Here is a 14,667-nt window from a genome sequence, read left to right on the forward strand (position 1 = left end):
GTGCGTCAGCATAGCGCGGAATTGCGCTCGCCGAGGCGGATGAAATTTGCCCAAGGCGCGGCCGAACGGCTATTGTCGGAACCGGGACCAGGCGCAGCTCATGATCCGGAACGGGCTCTATCACATCACCGTCGAATTTCTCGACGGCGTCTCTGGCGGCAACCAGGGCGTCATGGTGCTGCGCGACGGACAGATGCGCGGCGGCGACTCGTTTTTCTTTGCCTACGGCAGCTACACCGCAGCCGATGGCAAGTGGAAGGGCGAGGTCACCAACGAGGAGCATTCGCCGACCTATGGCGAGCGCCCGGTATGGGAACGCAAGGTGGTCACGATCGGATTTACCGGCACCTACACCGACCAGACCGCCGAGGGTGACGGCATGGCGCTCGCCGGCAAGCAGAGCATCCGTTTCCGGTCGAAGCTGCGGCTACTGGTTGCGGACTAAACCCGCCCGTTCACCGGCAGCAGCGCGCCGGTGACGGCGCTCGCGGCATCGCTGGCGAGGAACAGGATCACGTCGGCGAGCTCCTTCGGCGTCACCCATTTGGAGATGTCGGCTTTCGGCATCGCGGCGCGGTTGGCGGCGGTGTCGATGATCGAGGGCAGCACCGCGTTGACCGTGACCTTGCCCTTCAGTTCCGCGGCGAGCGACTCCGTCAGGCGGTGCACGCCGGCCTTCGAGGCGGCGTAGGGACCCATGCCGGAGGCGGCCTGCAAGGCGCCGAGTGCGCCGATATTGATGATCCGCCCGGCGCCCGACTTGGTGAGATGCGGGATGGCGGCGCGCGAGGTGTTGAGCGCCGTCATCACGTTCATCGCATACATGCGCTGCCAGGTCGCCGGGTCGCCGTCGCTGACCGCCTCGAAGGTAAAGCCGCCGGCGATGTTGATCAGCCCGTCGAGCCGGCCGAAATGCCCGGCCGCCTTGTCGATCGCGGCGGTCGCCTGCGCGGTGTCGGTAAGGTCGACACCGCCCAGCTCGATATGGTCGGCCGTCGCCGCAAGCGTGGATGCAGCGTGATCGATGCCGGCGACGCGCGCGCCGCGCGCCAGCGCCTCTGTGGCGACCACCTTGCCAAGCGCGCCGAGGGCGCCCGTGATGACGATGGCTTTTCCGTGCATGGCGGTCTCCGCATTCGCGAGCAAACGACTGCCCACTATGATCAGGCGGAATTCATTTGCAATGCCGCCAATTTCGCCGCCTACTGCGCGCATTCATCAATTCATTCGCCTCAAGGATGTTTGCGATGCCGACACCCAGACCGTGCGAAGCCCATCTCGATCTCGTCAGGTTCGGACATAAGCTGCCGCACTTCGCGGATGCGCTGCGGCATCAGCGCAAGGTCAAACTGGTGGCGCTGGGATCGTCGTCGACCGCGGGCGCCGACAACATCCTGCCGTTCCCGCCGCGGCTCGAGATGCTGCTGCGGCAACGCTTCTTCGGCCGGATGATCGACGTGATCAACCGGGGGATCGGCGGCCAGGAAGCGCCGGAGGAGTATTCGCGCATCGAGTCCGACGTGACGGCTGAGGCGCCGGTGCTGGTGATCTGGCAGGTCGGCACCAACGCCGTCTACAAGAGCTACAATCCCGCCGAGGTGCGCGCCGCGCTGGAGGCCGGGCTCGACGTGCTCGCAGCGCTTCCGCTTGACGTCGTCGTGATGGATTCCCAGTACACCCAGGCGATCGTCGGGACGGAAGCTGCGCTCAATCTCGCCAATGTGATCATGCCGATGATCGCCGAAGTGACTTCAAGCAAGAAGGTGAATCTGTTCAGCCGCTTCGCGCTGATGAAGCGCTGGACCGATGACGGGATTCCGCTTGGCGAGCTCGACGATGGCGGACAGCTTCACACCAGCGAGTGGGCGACCAATTGCGTGACCCAGTCGCTGTTCGGCGCGATCGACGACGCATTGAAGCCGGAGGCCATCACGTGACGCCGACTACGTAAGACTACGGGGTAAGGCTGGTTGGATAAAATTTGCAGCACTTCCGTAAGTCGTTTGCAGAACCCTTTCCTTAGAAGCTGAGCTCCAGCCAAGGTAGGGGTTATGCGAATGGGAAATCTTCCGGATCACGGTTTACCGCTCGTTCAGCTTAAGGAGCAGCGGCGCGATCTCGTGGTGGCACTGCAAAACCGCAACGGACCAGTGGGCAGCTGGGAATTGATGCAGATCGCGGCCATCCAGCAGGCGATCTCGGCGTTCGAGGATGTGATTGCCGACCTCGACGCGGAGCTCGAGCTCGAGGCCGCAGCGGCCTGAGCTTTTCGGCTTGGTCGCGTTTCTTCACGCGAACCGATATCCACTTCGCTCGAAAACGTTGTCGCGCGAACGGATCAGGCCTGCAGGTAGCGGCCTTCAAGCGCCTTGCGCTCGGCCTGGCCGAGCCCGAGGCCTTCACGGAAGTAACCGTCGAGGCTGCCGTAATCGGCATCGATCGCCTCGAATGCAGCCTCCAGAAACGCCGCGCGCACCGTGCCGAGCACCTGCTTGACATCATCGGGCAACTCGGTGCTGTGGGCCGGGTCGCGCTTGTAGAACTGGTTGGTCAGGAGATAGTCGTCCGCGATCACCTGCTCGGACACGCCGAGCGCGTGCAGGATCAGCGCGCAGGCAAAGCCGGTGCGGTCCTTGCCGGCGGTGCAGTGGATCACGAGCGGCGCGCGGTCCTCCAATAGATGGGCAAACAGCGTGCGGTAGCGCGCGGTGTTGTCCTGCACATAGCCCCGGTAGGAATCCCGCATCACATCGATTGCATCGGCTTCCGAGAGCTGACGGCTGCTGGCGATCGCGCGCAGCGACGCCACCACGGTCGGCTCGACGGGGAGCGAATGCACGGTGACGTCGCTCATGCCGCACAGCGCCTCGGCGCGCTCGGCGACGCCGCGAAAATCGAACGCGCTTTTAACCCCGAGCGAGCGCACCACGGCGACGTCCTGCTCGGTGAGATGCGCAAGATGGTTGGAGCGGAAGATCTGGCGCCAGCGCACCGTCCGCCCGTCGCGCGTCTGGTAGCCGCCAAGGTCGCGAAAATTGCTGGCGCCGGCGAGATTGAGGTGACGGGCAGGGGCTTCGGACATCGGGCGGGCCTGTTGCGGCTGATGAGGTCTTGGCGCAGGAATAGTGACGCAGACAGGTCTATAACCGGCCGGTCAGGGGGAGAATATGGCTTATCGCGGGGGCGCCATTGTCATCGGCGCAATTCTTTTCGAGCTCTTTGGTTCCTCGAACGTGTCGGCGCAGTCCGCCTTCCGGAATTATCATTGCGCTGACGGCACGCAGTTCATTGCCGGGTTCTTCAACGGGGATACGCGCGCGCATCTGCAACTCGACGGCAAGGCGGTGACGCTGAAGAAGCGCCTGTCGCTGACGGGCACACGCTACAGGGGTGGCGGGGTCACGCTTGAGATCAGCCGGACCGGGCTTGCCAGGCTCCGGCATGCGAGGCGGCCGGCGACGGCCTGCGAGCTGGCATGAAACGAACTGGCATGAAAAAAGGGCCGAAACGCTCGCGTTCCGACCCTTGTTATTGTTCTGCTGTCTGACGTTTTTGCGTCGCGCCCCTCGATCGCGTCGACATCAGTGATCGCGGCCCGGCTTGGCGTCGTCGATCGCCGCCTGATGGTACCAGCTCTCGCTGCAGGCCGCGGTCTCGACTTCAGCGGCGAGTTCGAGCGCGGCCCGCGTCTCGCCGTAGCGGCGTCCGCCGAGAGCCGCGCGGCCCCCTGCCGGGAATTGATAGATCGTTGCCGATCCTTGGATCGGTCCTTGGTGTTGGCCCGTGGTGATCATGTCAAAGTCTCCTTTGGCCGGAGCGAGCCTCCATGGTGCGCCCGACTCATTCGCGTGTGGTTACCGTGCTTTCGATATCGGCCCGGGCTTGGCGGGGTGCAAGTGACCAAGAAATAGTCATGATTTGACCAATTCATAGGCAAGTTCGGGTTTGCTTTCTGTGAGGCAGGATGCAGCTGACCAACGCTTGAGCCGTCGCGGTGGTTGCAGGGCGCCCGACCGTTGGACACGAACTGTCACATAGTGCTGCCGCCGCATTAAGCGGCAGGCGATGCCGTAGCCGAATTTGCTGCAGAAACGGGCGGCGGAGGGCGCTGGGAGAAGATTTTGACTGACCGCGGCGCATGCCAGCCGCGCTGCTATGTCGCAGAAAAAAATGCGATGTCCGCTGTGGACATCCGCGACCGGGCGGGCGCCGCAGTGCAGCGACTGGCATTTTAATTGCTTAGTAAGAGCCGGCCGATGGTGGCCGGGTACGCGTGCGGCGGCCGACTGGCTTTCGGTTCCTCACGGTTTTGCATCATCAACAGAGAGGTTCAATGACCAAGTACAAGCTCGAGTATATCTGGCTCGACGGATATACGCCGACGCCGAGCCTGCGCGGTAAGACGCAGATCAAGGAATTCGCGTCGTTCCCGACCCTCGAACAGCTTCCGCTGTGGGGCTTTGACGGTTCGTCCACCCAGCAGGCTGAAGGCCACAGCTCTGACTGCGTGCTGAAGCCGGTCGCCTGCTATCCCGACGCCGCGCGCGAGAACGGCGTGCTGGTGATGTGCGAAGTCATGATGCCCGACGGCAAGACCCCGCATCCGTCCAACAAGCGCGCCACCATCCTGGACGACGACGGCGCCTGGTTCGGCTTCGAGCAGGAATACTTCTTCTACAAGGACGGCCGCCCGCTTGGCTTCCCGGAAGAGGGTTATCCGGCGCCGCAGGGCCCGTACTACACCGGCGTCGGCTACAAGAACGTCGGCAGCGTCGCCCGCAAGATCGTGGAGGAGCATCTCAATCTCTGCCTCGCCGCCGGCATCAACCACGAAGGCATCAACGCCGAAGTGGCGAAGGGCCAATGGGAATTCCAGATCTTCGGCAAGGGCTCCAAGACCGCCGCTGACCAGATGTGGATGGCTCGCTACCTGATGCTGCGTCTCACCGAGAGCTACGGCATCGACATCGAATTCCATTGCAAGCCGCTCGGCGACACCGACTGGAACGGCTCGGGCATGCACGCCAACTTCTCGACCAAGTACATGCGCGAAGTCGGCGGCAAGGAATACTTCGAGAAGCTGATGGGAGCCTTCGAGAAGAACCTGATGGATCACATCGCCGTCTACGGCCCGGACAACGACAAGCGCCTGACCGGCAAGCACGAGACCGCGCCCTGGAACAAGTTCAGCTACGGCGTGGCTGACCGTGGCGCCTCGATCCGTGTGCCGCACTCGTTCGTCAACAACGGCTACAAGGGCTATCTGGAAGACCGCCGCCCGAACTCGCAAGGCGACCCCTACCAGATCGCTTCGCAGATCCTGAAGACGATCTCCGAGGTTCCGACCGGAGCGAAGGCTGCGGCTTAAATGGCTGCTGCCTAAGCAGTTATCGGGCCCCGGATCGAACCGTCCGGTACCGCAAATCGGGTCCGCCAGGGCGACTGCCTTGGCGGACCTTTGCGTTTCATGACGGTCTGTGCAGGCCGCCTGCTGCCGAAACCGGTTTCGCTGCGTTATGAACCGCGCTAGACAACGGGTGCATCTTGGCTGCCGGGGACACGGCGCTTGTTTGAGGGATTTTACAAGGTCCGGTTCGAACTCGGCGGCGCCGTCGGCCGCAGCGTGATGTATGTCGGCGACGGCAAGATGCTCGGCGGCAATTCGGCGTTCGCCCATATCGGCACCTACGCGAAAGCTGGCGACGAGATCGCAGTCGAGATCCAGACCGTCCGCCACAACCCGGATCCGAATTACCGCGCGATGGCCGGTACCGATGACGCCACGCTGATTGCCAAAGGCCGGCCGGACGGTGAACTCTATCGCTTCAAGGGCGAACTGAAGGAGTTGCCCGGTGTGCCGTTCCAGTCGGTGATGACGCCGATCACCGAGGAAGACATCCCGATCGCCGGCGGGGTCGGCGAGGGCGGTGTTATCAACGGGCTCTATTCGATCCACATCCGCGTGCTCGACGGAGTCGACGGTGGCCTCACCGGCGTGATGCTGCTGAACAACGGCCGCATCCTCGGCGGCGACGCGTTCTTCTACTATCTTGGCACCTACACCTCCGAGAAAGGCCGCTGGAAAGGCCAGATCCTCAATCAGGAGCACACGTCGGCGATGGGCGAGAATCCGATCTTTGGCGGCCACGAGGTCGGTATCGGCTTTGCCGGCACCTGCGACGCCGAGGGCGCCGTGCTGGAGGCGACCGCGCTTGCCGGCAAGCGCAGCCTGCGGCTCACGGCCGCGCTCAAGCTGATGCGCCGGGCATAGGCATATGGGCAATTCGGTTCGCGTGCTTTCGACGCTGGCGCTGAAGGGCGCGGTCGCGCGGCTTGCCGCCGCCTATCAGGCGGCGAGCGGCGTTGCGATCGACGCCGATTTCGCCCCGACGCTGGCACTGCTCGAACGCCTGCGCGGCGGCGAGGGCGCCGACCTCGTGATCCTGACCCGCGAGGGCCTCGACGAGATGATCGGCGAGGGCCGCGTTGCGCGCCAAAGTGCTGTCGATCTTGCGCGCTCCTATGTCGGCGTCGCGGTGAAGGCGGGGGCCGCGCATCCCGACATCGCAACCGAAGCCGCGCTGCGTGCGGCGCTGCTCGGTGCGCGGGCGGTGGCCTATTCGCGGCTCGGCGCCAGCGGCATCCTGTTCGCGCAGTTGATCGAGCGTCTCGGCATTGTGGAGGCGATCAACGCGCGGGCGGTGATCATTCCGAGCGGCTTCACCGCGGAGAAGCTCGTCAGCGGCGACGCCGATCTGGCGATCCAGCAGATCAGCGAGTTGAAGCAGATCGAGGGTATCGAGGTCGTCGGGCCGATTCCGCTGGATTTGCAGACCCCGGCGGTGTTCTCCGCCGGCCGCGTGGCAGCGTCGCAGCGCGCAGCGGCCGCCGATCATCTGCTGCGCTATCTGTCGTCGGCTGAAGTCGCGCCGGTGCTGCGCGAGACCGGGCTCGAGCCTTGAATTCGCCCGCACCGCGACGCACTCTGCTGGTCATGTTCAAACCACTTCACGCGATTGTCTTTGCTGTGGCGCTGGCCGCGCCCGTGCTTGCCCACGCTCAATCGGCCGACCTCGTGCTGTGCGACCGGCTTGCCGCCGATCCCACCGATCCCGACAAGCCGGCCGACGTGAAGGGCGTGCCCGACATCGCGTCGGCCGACATCGCGACCGCGATCAAGTACTGCGCGGTGGCCGCAAGATCGTCGCGCCGCGCGATGTACGAGCTCGGCCGGGCCTATGCCGCCAATCGGCAGACGGCGGAAGCCGCAAGCGCGTGGCGCAAGGCGGCCGACAAGGGCTCGACATCGGCGATGGTCGAGCTCGGGGTGCTCTACGGTAACGGCACCGGCTTCGCCAGGGACGAGGCGCAGGCGCGCAAATTGTTCGAGCGCGCGGCGCAGGCCGGCAACGCGCGCGGCGTCAGCAATCTCGCCGCGCTCGGCGGCGGCGCAGCGGCTGATCCGGCACGCGCGCGCGAATTGCTCGGCAAGTCCGCCGAGACCAATGCCGAAGCGCAGTACCAGCTCGGCATGATGCTGGCCGAAGGCAAGGGCGGCGCGCAGGACGATGCCGCCGCGCGGGCGCTGTTCGAGAAGGCCGCCGCGCAGAACCATCCCGGCGCGCTGGAGCGGATGGGCGCCTTCGCGCAAGCCGGCCGCGGCGGGCCGAAGGATAGCGATGCCGCAAAGGCCTATTACGAGCGGGCGGCCGCGCTCGGCGACGAGGATGCCAAGAAGGCGCTGGAGCGGGCCCGCTGTCCCTATGTCATCAAGGACAAGCGCGGCAATCCCGTGACCAATCTCTGCTTCTAATCAAACTGGAACGCTCGCCGCGGCATGTCGTTGACATGCGAAAGGCATTGGCGAGGCGATGTCATGATCCGCAAACTGCGTTCCGGCGAGTACCGCCTCTATTCCCGCAAGGTCAATCCGAAGACCGGCAAGCGCCGCAATCTCGGCACCTTCAAGTCGCGCGCGGCGGCGGAGAAGCACGAGCGCGACGTGCAGTATTTCAAGCGCCACTAGTTCGTGCTTAGCGCAACTAAGGCGCGGGGCAGGCCGCGCCGGTTTTCACCCAGGCCTCGACCAGTGCGCCGGCCTGCGCTTGCGTGCCCGGTGCCGGTGCGCGGCCGAAGCCGGGATGCCAGGCCCAGCCCACCAGCGTGTCCTTGCCGATATGCTCGATCAGCTCCTCGACCTTGCGGCCGCCATTGCGCGCGGGGTCGCGGATCTGTGCGCAAATCTCGCCGACGGTCTTGCCGGCCCATGCCATCTCGCGCGGCGCAAGGTGCCATTCCGGGTGGCCCGGCACGCGACCGGGATCGAAATTGGCGTGCTGGTGACAGATCGAGCAGCGCATGGCGTCCTTGCCGTGGCCGTCCGCACCGCGCGTCACCGGCGGCTGATGCATGCGGCTGATGTCGCCCTGCCGCGGGCTGTCGCCGGCGGGATGGCAATTGGTGCAGCGCGGATGCGTCAGAACCTTGCCGAGCTCGGTGAAGATCGCCGCCGAGCGCTGCTCGACATTCCCGATGCCGGCGAAGCTTTCGGGCGAGGCGAGGTCGTGGCTTGCGCTTTCCGATGCCGCGTAGCCTGCGCACAGGCTGGTCGCGAGCGCCGTCAGCACTGCAACGATCCGAAACCGCGTGTCCGATGGCATTGCTCGCGCGCTCACTTGCTGGCGGTCAGGTAGCGTTTGGAATCGGCGAGGATCACGTCGCGCACCGCCTGGTGATACTTGATGTAGCCGGTGCAGCGGCACAGATGGCCGTCGAGCGCATCCGCAATGACGCTCTCGAGCTGGTCCCGCGCCACCGGCGTCTTCGCCAGCCGTTCGAGCAGCACCTGGCCTTCGTTGAGGAAGCCGGCCGTGCAATAACCGCACTGGAACGCGAAGTGGTCGATGAAGGCGCGCTGCAACGCCGAGAGTTCGCCGTCCCTGGCGTGGCCCTCGACGGTGCGGATCGCCTTGCCGTCGAAATTCGCGGCCGGCACCACGCAGGTCGGGGTGGTGTAGCTCGTGCCGTCGGGATTATCGATGATGACGGCACAGCTCAGGCATTGCGCGGCGCCGCAGCCGAACTTGGTGCCGGTCATGCCGAGCATTTCCCGAAGGAAATCGTTCATCGAGAGGTCGTCGCGGACCTCGATCGGGCCGTGCTTCTGGCCGTTGATGGTGAGGTTGAGCGTCGTCACGCCAGCGCTCCCTTGAGCAGGCTTGTTGTCACCGGCAGTGAGCGGAAGCGGTGGCCGGTGGCATCGTTGATGGCGTTGAGCAGCGCCGGCACGATCGGGATCATCACCACCTCGGCCATGCCCTTCGGCGGCTCGTCCGGCGTCAGCGGCGGCAGCATCTCGATCTCGAGATCGTGCAGCGGCAGGTCGGAGCCGCGCGCGATCAGGTACTGGCCGAGATTCCACTGCCCGTTGCCGGGACCGCCTTCGAACGGCGGCAGGGTTTCCAGCAGGGCGTAGCCGACGCCCATCGCGAAGCCGCCATGCGACTGGCCGAGCACCACTTCAGGCACCAGCGCCTGGCCGCATTCGAACACGCTGTAGGCCTTGGCGATGCGCAAGCTGCCGGTCGCGCGCTCGATCTCGACGCGGACCAGCGTGCCGCACATCGAGGTGTAGGCGGTGCCGATCCGGTTGTTGTCGGTCGGCGGGAATTTTACGCTTGTTCGGTCGATCCGCTCGAATTGGTTCCGGCCACGACGAACAGCGAGCGCGTCGATCTCGGCGCGGTACTGTTCGCCGAACAGCGGGAAGCGCGCGCGCGACCAGGCCCAACGCGAGAAGCTGTGCGCGATGGCGCCGGTGACGAAGCCGCGCGCATGCGCGGTCGCGGCAAGCTTCGGCAAGGGCAGCGGCGCGAGATCGTCGAGTGCCAAGTGGCCATCCTTCCAGCGCGCCTTGTCCCACCGGCGGGCGCGGGGATCGGCGTTGGCGATATGCCAGAGCTCGAGCGCCGCCGGCCACAGGCCGAAGCGGAAGATGACGCGCGCCGCCTCGGCCGACGAGTGCGTGCCGACATGGGCGCCGATCGAGGCACTGGTCGCCGAGCTGATCGCGGGCACCCAGCGCGGGTTCCTCTCGGCGAGATCCTGGGTCTTCTGATCCATCGTGTAGGGATCGCCCGAGGTAACGAGGCCGAGCGCGTCATAGCTGTCGACGCGGGAGACGGCGACCTCGTCGGCGACGGCGCCGAGATGGCTCGCGACCCGGTTGGCGAGCGCGGTGCCGACGCCATTGCCCATCTCGACGTGGTCGCAATGGATCGCGATCCGTCCCTCGGCATTGATCTCGACCCGGCCGAGCGAGCAATCCGCGCCCGAGCCGTAATCCTTGGTGACGCAGGCGACGCCGGTGCCGACCAGGCGGCCCTCCGGCGCCTTCTGCTTGAAGTCAGCGCGCTGCCGCCAGATCGGATGCGTCTCGAGCTTGTCGAGGATGTCGGGCGTGCGCACCGATACGATGTAGGGATTGCCGGTCATGGTCCGGCCGTTCTGCTTCAGCGCATTGTTGCGCCGGAACGCGATCGGATCGACCTTGAGCTCGCTCGCCGCCTCGTCGATCAGGACTTCGAGCGCGGTCATAGTTTGCAGCGTGCCGTAGCCGCGCATCGAGCCTGCGGGGACGCCGCGCGAATGCAGCGCCACGGTGGTGACGTCGACCTTGGGGATGTCGTAGATGCCGATCGCGGCGGTCGCGGCAACGACCGCGACATTGGCCGAGAAGTTGGCGAGCCCGCCGCCGTCGAGCACATGGTCGGCGGCGAATGCGGTGATCTTGCCGCTCGCGCGATCGATGCCGATCCGCGAGCGCATCTTGATCGGGTGGCGTTTGATGCCGCCCTGGAACTGCTGGTAGCGGTCCTGCGCCAGCCGCACCGGCCGGCCCGGGAAGAACATCGCCGCCAGCGCCACGTAAAGCACGAACGGGGTATGGTCGCGGCCGCCGAAGCCGCCGCCGACATGGGCGAATTGCGCGTTGATGTGCGAGGGCCGGAACGGCGGGCGGGCCTTGCCGAGCATGAAAGCGATCGACTCGGTCGCCTCATAGGGCGACTGCACGCCGAGCACCAGTTCGAGATTGCCGCTGTTGTCGCTGTACCAGGCGAGCCCGCTCTCCGGCTCGAGGAACATCGGATCGACCGACTGGGTCTCGAACTCGCGGTCGAGCACGAGCTGCGTCGGATCGTCCTTGGCGAGCTGGGCGCGGATCGCCTCGCCATGGGTCGCGGCCTTGGCGTAGTCGGCCTTGGTCTCCTTGGCGAGCGGCAGCCAGACCGGCAGCGCCGCGTTCTGGATGCGGCTCGGCGAAACCCAGCCGGCCTGGATCGGCGAATAGACGTCGGGCGCGTCAGGCGTGGCGCCCGCCACGCGCGTGAAGCGATACGCGCCGTAGTTCGGCAGGATGACCGGACCGGTCTCGTCGCCGAATTTGACGAAGCCGCCGTCGCGCAGCGCAAGGCGCGCGCGGTCGAAAGCATCGAACCGCTCGAAGATCAACAGCGCGACCGGCTGCCCGAGATAGAGCGGCGTCTTGCCGACCGGGCAGAACAGGTCGCCGGTGTAGAATTCCGGAACCCGCGTGCCGATCCGGTCGAGATCGGCAGCGGTCACGATAACCGACGGCTTTGCCGGACCATCGAGTCGGACGAGGTCCATGCCTGCATAGACATGCGTCGCGTCATCGGCGCGCACCAGGATGGCGTGCGCGGTGGTCGCGGGCCAGCCCGGCATGTCGGCGGCGCGAAAATCAGAGGCGTAGAGCTTTGCGCCGGTGACCTTGGCCACGCCGTCGACACGGCCGGCGCCGCTTTCCGCCGGATTGAAATGGCCGCGCCCGGGCAGCGTCTCGCGGCTCGCGAAAGCTGGTTCCTTCGCCAGCGCCAGATGCGACAGGCTGACCGAGATGCCGCCTGCCGACAACCACTTCACGAATTCGCGTCGCGAAGGCCGCATGGTCTGATCTTTCATCGACACCTCGACGACGGCATATCGCGCCGGGGTTTAACAATTGGTGCAATACACGCGGACCTATTGCGGCAAAGCAAGCGCAACCGCAACGCCGCATAAGGTCGTAAGGGGGGCCTCACCTCAGGTCGGCGATGGTGGCCGGTCCCGGACCCGGCGTGATCAGCGTCGGCCACTGCTTGGAACCGAACGGCACCAGCGGCGGCAGGAAGGCCGTCATGCCGCGCTTCTTGGTCTCGGCGATGATCGCCTCGCGCGCATCGCCCCCCATCAGCTCATAGTCCATCAGATGGTAGCTGCCGAAGAACAGCGCGCCGACCGAGCGGTCCGCGATGATCCGGGTCAGCGACTCCAGCATGTCCGACGGCGTCGTGGTGAAGGAGATCGTCTCGATCAGCATCAGGCGGCTGTTGATGGCGTCGGACCCGAAGAACTGCGCCAGCACGCTGAAGATCACGTTGTTCTGCCGTGCCACATAGATCGTGTTGCTCGCGCCGTAGGTCTTGTCCCAGTCGGCGCCGAGCTGGCTCTTCCAGTCGGCCATGACCGTCATCCAGTGCGCGACCTGGGTCTGCGCAGCCCAGGCGACGTTCTTGGCGAGCAGCGGCGCCTGCTTCTTGCCGAACGCCTCGAGCGTCGCGAAGGGGATGGCGCCGGCGGTGAGGCATTCATCCATGAAGGCGATGTTGTTCTTGAGGATGGCGCGGTTGTTGTCGCGCCAGTCCGCCTGCATCGGCGTGGCATCGAGCCCGTCGAGCGCCGACTGCATCCGGCTGCGATAGGCCTGCATCGACCCGCGCCATGCCTTGTCGTCGGGATTGTTGACATAGGGACCGACCACCTCGGCCAGCGCCATCGTGCTGTGGCCGACCGACTTGAGCAGCTGATAGACGATCGGCACCTGCGGCGCTTCGGTCGGCGGCTTGCCCGGCCGGTACAGGATCAGACGGCCGCCGGCGCCGGAGAACAGGCCGAGGATCACCGGATGCTTGTCGAGGATGTTCTTCTGGAAGATCCGCGCCGCATCGCCATAGAGCTCGAACATGCCGGTGTTGAGCGCGAGCACGTCCTTGGTCGCGACGTCGGCCGGCGTTGATGAGGTCTTACCGGAGATCGGCCCCATATAGTCGGGCAGCGACTGGGCCGGGGCTGTGCTGCTGCTGCCGAGCAGCAGCGCCAGCGCGGCGGCCAGCCCAAAGCGATTGATCATGTGATGCTCCTCGAAGCCTCGCCTGTGTCGAGGCCGGGTGCGGCCGCGCGACCATTGGCGGAATGCGCAAATGCTTGGACACAATGAACTGGGAGAGTAGAGAACCGGCAGACCAGATCCCGCGTGACGCAGCACGACGCGGACGGTGCCTACAGCTAAGCGACGAATCGGCTGCTGTCCACACCCGGACATTGCGGGGTTGCCTGCGCCAAAAGACGCAATGGTGCGGCGTTCGGCCCGGTGCTATGTGGCGAACAGAATCAATTTTAATTTTTGGATTTTTGCGTGCTCAACGGACTTTACAAGGTCGAGTACGGCATCAACGGCGCATTCGGCCGCAGCATCATGTGCATGCATGACGGCAAGATGCTGGGCGGCAATTCGGCCTTTGCCCATCTCGGCACCTATCAGGTGACGGAAGGCGAGATCGCCGCCGAGGTGATCACCGAGCGCCACAATGACGATCCGAACTTCAAGCCGCTGATGGGCACCGACGTCACCGTCATCAAGGTGCGCGGCAGGCGCGAGGGTTCCACCATCCTGCTCGAGGGCAAGGCCGACGCCATGCCGGACGGCGTGTTCTGGGCGAATTTGGCGCCGCTCGACGACGAGGCCTTGCCGCCGTGCGGGGCGGTCGGTCCCGGCGGCATCGTCAACGGACTGTACTCTATCCATCTCCGCGCGCTCGACGGTGTCGACGCCGGGCTCACCGGAGTCATGTTGCTGATGGACGGCCGCATCCTCGGCGGCGATGCGTTCTTCTACTATCTCGGCTCGTATTCGTCCGCGGATGGCCGCTGGCGGGGCGAAATCGTCAACCAGGAGCATACGCCGGCGAAGGGCGAGTACCCGGTGTTCGGCGGTTATGAAGTCGGCATCGGCTTCGCCGGGTCGTGCCGTGCGGACGGTGCTGAGCTCGAAGGCATCGCGCTGGCCGGCAAGCGCAGCCTTCGCCTGTCGGCCGAACTGCGGCTGATGCGCCGGGCGTAACTAGAGCCCGTCAATCCTTGATCAGAAGCACGCCGCCGATGATCAGCGCGATGCCGGCCAGCCGTGAAACCGACACAGGGTGCTGCGCCAGCCCGAACAGGCCAAAATGGTCCATCGCGATGCCCGCGAGCATTTGACCCGCAACCACCAGTGCCAGCAGGGTCGCGGCGCCGAGCGGCGGCAGCAGCAGGATCATCAGCAGGATGAAGATGCCGCCGAGGACGCCGCCGCTCCAGGCCCACCACGGCACCGCCGTCACCAGCTTCCAGGACGGCACCGGCTCGCGCGTCGCGACCAGCACGACCGCCATCGTCACGAGCCCGCCGAGATAGCTGACGAGCCCGGCCCAGGCCGGCGAGTTGAGGGCGGACCTGAGATTGCCGTTCAGGACCTGCTGAACGGCGACGCAGATGCCGGCGCCGAGCGCGAGCAGATAGAGAAACCAGACTTGCATAAGATGCCCCAAAACCGATCATCGAACCGCTTCA

At 65.5% G+C, this 14,667-nt stretch carries 18 protein-coding genes; 10 read left to right on the top strand and 8 right to left on the bottom strand.

Going from position 1 to position 14,667, the window contains the following annotated elements; all coding sequences use genetic code 11:
• The first annotated feature begins 100 nt into the window (after positions 1-100).
• A complete protein-coding gene (locus XI02_RS20370; RefSeq protein ID WP_035634127.1) occupies positions 101-445 on the top strand; it encodes a GrlR family regulatory protein in 345 nt (114 codons plus the stop codon).
• Here XI02_RS20370 and fabG read toward each other — a convergent pair.
• A complete protein-coding gene (gene fabG, locus XI02_RS20375) occupies positions 442-1,122 on the bottom strand; it encodes a 3-oxoacyl-ACP reductase FabG (protein WP_026192693.1) in 681 nt (226 codons plus the stop codon). The two genes, XI02_RS20370 and fabG, sit on opposite strands and share 4 nt — an antisense overlap.
• A 125-nt stretch (positions 1,123-1,247) precedes the next feature.
• Between fabG and XI02_RS20380 the strand changes: the two genes are divergently transcribed.
• Both XI02_RS20380 and XI02_RS20385 read left to right on the top strand, forming a co-directional pair.
• A complete protein-coding gene (locus tag XI02_RS20380; protein WP_069277698.1) occupies positions 1,248-1,937 on the top strand; it encodes a hypothetical protein in 690 nt (229 codons plus the stop codon).
• Between the two features lie 120 nt (positions 1,938-2,057).
• Positions 2,058-2,264 (top strand): hypothetical protein, encoded by a 207-nt coding sequence (locus tag XI02_RS20385; protein WP_038375209.1) that lies wholly within the window; start codon positions 2,058-2,060, stop codon positions 2,262-2,264.
• A 74-nt stretch (positions 2,265-2,338) separates the two neighbouring features.
• Here XI02_RS20385 and XI02_RS20390 read toward each other — a convergent pair whose 3' ends face one another.
• A complete protein-coding gene (locus tag XI02_RS20390) occupies positions 2,339-3,082 on the bottom strand; it encodes a tyrosine-protein phosphatase (protein ID WP_016843029.1) in 744 nt (247 codons plus the stop codon).
• An 85-nt stretch (positions 3,083-3,167) separates the two neighbouring features.
• Here XI02_RS20390 and XI02_RS20395 point away from each other — a divergent pair, with 85 nt between their 5' ends.
• The gene (locus XI02_RS20395; protein WP_018271338.1) at positions 3,168-3,479 is read left to right on the top strand and encodes an MliC family protein; all 312 of its coding nucleotides are present in this window, start codon (positions 3,168-3,170) and stop codon (positions 3,477-3,479) included.
• A 102-nt stretch (positions 3,480-3,581) separates the two neighbouring features.
• Here XI02_RS20395 and XI02_RS20400 read toward each other — a convergent pair whose 3' ends face one another.
• The gene (locus XI02_RS20400) at positions 3,582-3,794 is read right to left on the bottom strand and encodes a DUF2735 domain-containing protein (RefSeq protein ID WP_018271339.1); all 213 of its coding nucleotides are present in this window, start codon (positions 3,792-3,794) and stop codon (positions 3,582-3,584) included.
• Positions 3,795-4,333: 539 nt separating this feature from the next.
• Between XI02_RS20400 and XI02_RS20405 the strand changes: the two genes are divergently transcribed.
• The 5 genes from XI02_RS20405 to XI02_RS20425 all read left to right on the top strand — a co-directional run bounded on the left by XI02_RS20405 (position 4,334) and on the right by XI02_RS20425 (position 8,026).
• Positions 4,334-5,368, top strand: coding sequence for a glutamine synthetase beta-grasp domain-containing protein (locus tag XI02_RS20405; RefSeq protein WP_016843026.1), 1,035 nt, complete (start codon positions 4,334-4,336; stop codon positions 5,366-5,368).
• 198 nt (positions 5,369-5,566) lie between these two features.
• Positions 5,567-6,271, top strand: a complete 705-nt coding sequence (locus tag XI02_RS20410; RefSeq protein ID WP_069277657.1) for a hypothetical protein — start codon at positions 5,567-5,569, stop codon at positions 6,269-6,271.
• A gap of 4 nt (positions 6,272-6,275) precedes the next feature.
• On the top strand, positions 6,276-6,962 hold the full coding sequence (locus XI02_RS20415; protein WP_069277658.1) for a substrate-binding domain-containing protein: 687 nt from the start codon (positions 6,276-6,278) through the stop codon (positions 6,960-6,962).
• Positions 6,963-6,994: 32 nt separating this feature from the next.
• Positions 6,995-7,813 (top strand): tetratricopeptide repeat protein, encoded by an 819-nt coding sequence (locus XI02_RS20420; RefSeq protein WP_069277659.1) that lies wholly within the window; start codon positions 6,995-6,997, stop codon positions 7,811-7,813.
• Between the two features lie 63 nt (positions 7,814-7,876).
• On the top strand, positions 7,877-8,026 hold the full coding sequence (locus XI02_RS20425) for a hypothetical protein (protein WP_016843021.1): 150 nt from the start codon (positions 7,877-7,879) through the stop codon (positions 8,024-8,026).
• Positions 8,027-8,042: 16 nt separating this feature from the next.
• Here XI02_RS20425 and XI02_RS20430 read toward each other — a convergent pair whose 3' ends face one another.
• The 4 genes from XI02_RS20430 to XI02_RS20445 all read right to left on the bottom strand — a co-directional run bounded on the left by XI02_RS20430 (position 8,043) and on the right by XI02_RS20445 (position 13,189).
• Positions 8,043-8,660 carry an Isoquinoline 1-oxidoreductase subunit gene (locus XI02_RS20430; RefSeq protein ID WP_069277660.1) on the bottom strand — a complete coding sequence of 206 codons (618 nt, stop codon included), beginning with the start codon at positions 8,658-8,660 and terminating at the stop codon, positions 8,043-8,045.
• A gap of 11 nt (positions 8,661-8,671) precedes the next feature.
• Positions 8,672-9,196 (bottom strand): (2Fe-2S)-binding protein, encoded by a 525-nt coding sequence (locus XI02_RS20435; RefSeq protein WP_028332318.1) that lies wholly within the window; start codon positions 9,194-9,196, stop codon positions 8,672-8,674.
• Complete coding sequence (locus tag XI02_RS20440) at positions 9,193-11,967, bottom strand: xanthine dehydrogenase family protein molybdopterin-binding subunit (RefSeq protein ID WP_172649178.1); 2,775 nt, start codon at positions 11,965-11,967, stop codon at positions 9,193-9,195. Before XI02_RS20440 ends, XI02_RS20435 begins: the two co-directional genes overlap by 4 nt.
• A 130-nt stretch (positions 11,968-12,097) precedes the next feature.
• Complete coding sequence (locus XI02_RS20445; RefSeq protein ID WP_069277661.1) at positions 12,098-13,189, bottom strand: hypothetical protein; 1,092 nt, start codon at positions 13,187-13,189, stop codon at positions 12,098-12,100.
• A 285-nt stretch (positions 13,190-13,474) separates the two neighbouring features.
• On the opposite strand from XI02_RS20445, the gene XI02_RS20450 reads away from it, so the two are divergent.
• A complete protein-coding gene (locus XI02_RS20450; RefSeq protein WP_069277662.1) occupies positions 13,475-14,179 on the top strand; it encodes a GrlR family regulatory protein in 705 nt (234 codons plus the stop codon).
• Between the two features lie 10 nt (positions 14,180-14,189).
• On the opposite strand, the gene XI02_RS20455 is transcribed toward XI02_RS20450, so the two are convergent.
• A complete protein-coding gene (locus XI02_RS20455; RefSeq protein WP_016843015.1) occupies positions 14,190-14,633 on the bottom strand; it encodes a DMT family transporter in 444 nt (147 codons plus the stop codon).
• Between the last annotated feature and the right edge of the window lie 34 nt (positions 14,634-14,667).

Origin of the sequence: Bradyrhizobium sp. CCBAU 21365 (assembly GCF_015291305.1) — a bacterium.
Lineage (GTDB): Bacteria > Pseudomonadota > Alphaproteobacteria > Rhizobiales > Xanthobacteraceae > Bradyrhizobium > Bradyrhizobium elkanii.

Coding starts and splice junctions, on each gene's coding strand:
- XI02_RS20370 (WP_035634127.1), top strand. CDS start 101: ATGATCCGGAACGGGCTCTATCACATCACCGTCGAATTTCTCGACGGC.
- fabG (WP_026192693.1), bottom strand. CDS start 1,122: ATGCACGGAAAAGCCATCGTCATCACGGGCGCCCTCGGCGCGCTTGGC.
- XI02_RS20380 (WP_069277698.1), top strand. CDS start 1,248: ATGCCGACACCCAGACCGTGCGAAGCCCATCTCGATCTCGTCAGGTTC.
- XI02_RS20385 (WP_038375209.1), top strand. CDS start 2,058: ATGGGAAATCTTCCGGATCACGGTTTACCGCTCGTTCAGCTTAAGGAG.
- XI02_RS20390 (WP_016843029.1), bottom strand. CDS start 3,082: ATGTCCGAAGCCCCTGCCCGTCACCTCAATCTCGCCGGCGCCAGCAAT.
- XI02_RS20395 (WP_018271338.1), top strand. CDS start 3,168: ATGGCTTATCGCGGGGGCGCCATTGTCATCGGCGCAATTCTTTTCGAG.
- XI02_RS20400 (WP_018271339.1), bottom strand. CDS start 3,794: ATGATCACCACGGGCCAACACCAAGGACCGATCCAAGGATCGGCAACG.
- XI02_RS20405 (WP_016843026.1), top strand. CDS start 4,334: ATGACCAAGTACAAGCTCGAGTATATCTGGCTCGACGGATATACGCCG.
- XI02_RS20415 (WP_069277658.1), top strand. CDS start 6,276: ATGGGCAATTCGGTTCGCGTGCTTTCGACGCTGGCGCTGAAGGGCGCG.
- XI02_RS20420 (WP_069277659.1), top strand. CDS start 6,995: ATGTTCAAACCACTTCACGCGATTGTCTTTGCTGTGGCGCTGGCCGCG.
- XI02_RS20425 (WP_016843021.1), top strand. CDS start 7,877: ATGATCCGCAAACTGCGTTCCGGCGAGTACCGCCTCTATTCCCGCAAG.
- XI02_RS20430 (WP_069277660.1), bottom strand. CDS start 8,660: ATGCCATCGGACACGCGGTTTCGGATCGTTGCAGTGCTGACGGCGCTC.
- XI02_RS20440 (WP_172649178.1), bottom strand. CDS start 11,967: ATGCGGCCTTCGCGACGCGAATTCGTGAAGTGGTTGTCGGCAGGCGGC.
- XI02_RS20445 (WP_069277661.1), bottom strand. CDS start 13,189: ATGATCAATCGCTTTGGGCTGGCCGCCGCGCTGGCGCTGCTGCTCGGC.
- XI02_RS20455 (WP_016843015.1), bottom strand. CDS start 14,633: ATGCAAGTCTGGTTTCTCTATCTGCTCGCGCTCGGCGCCGGCATCTGC.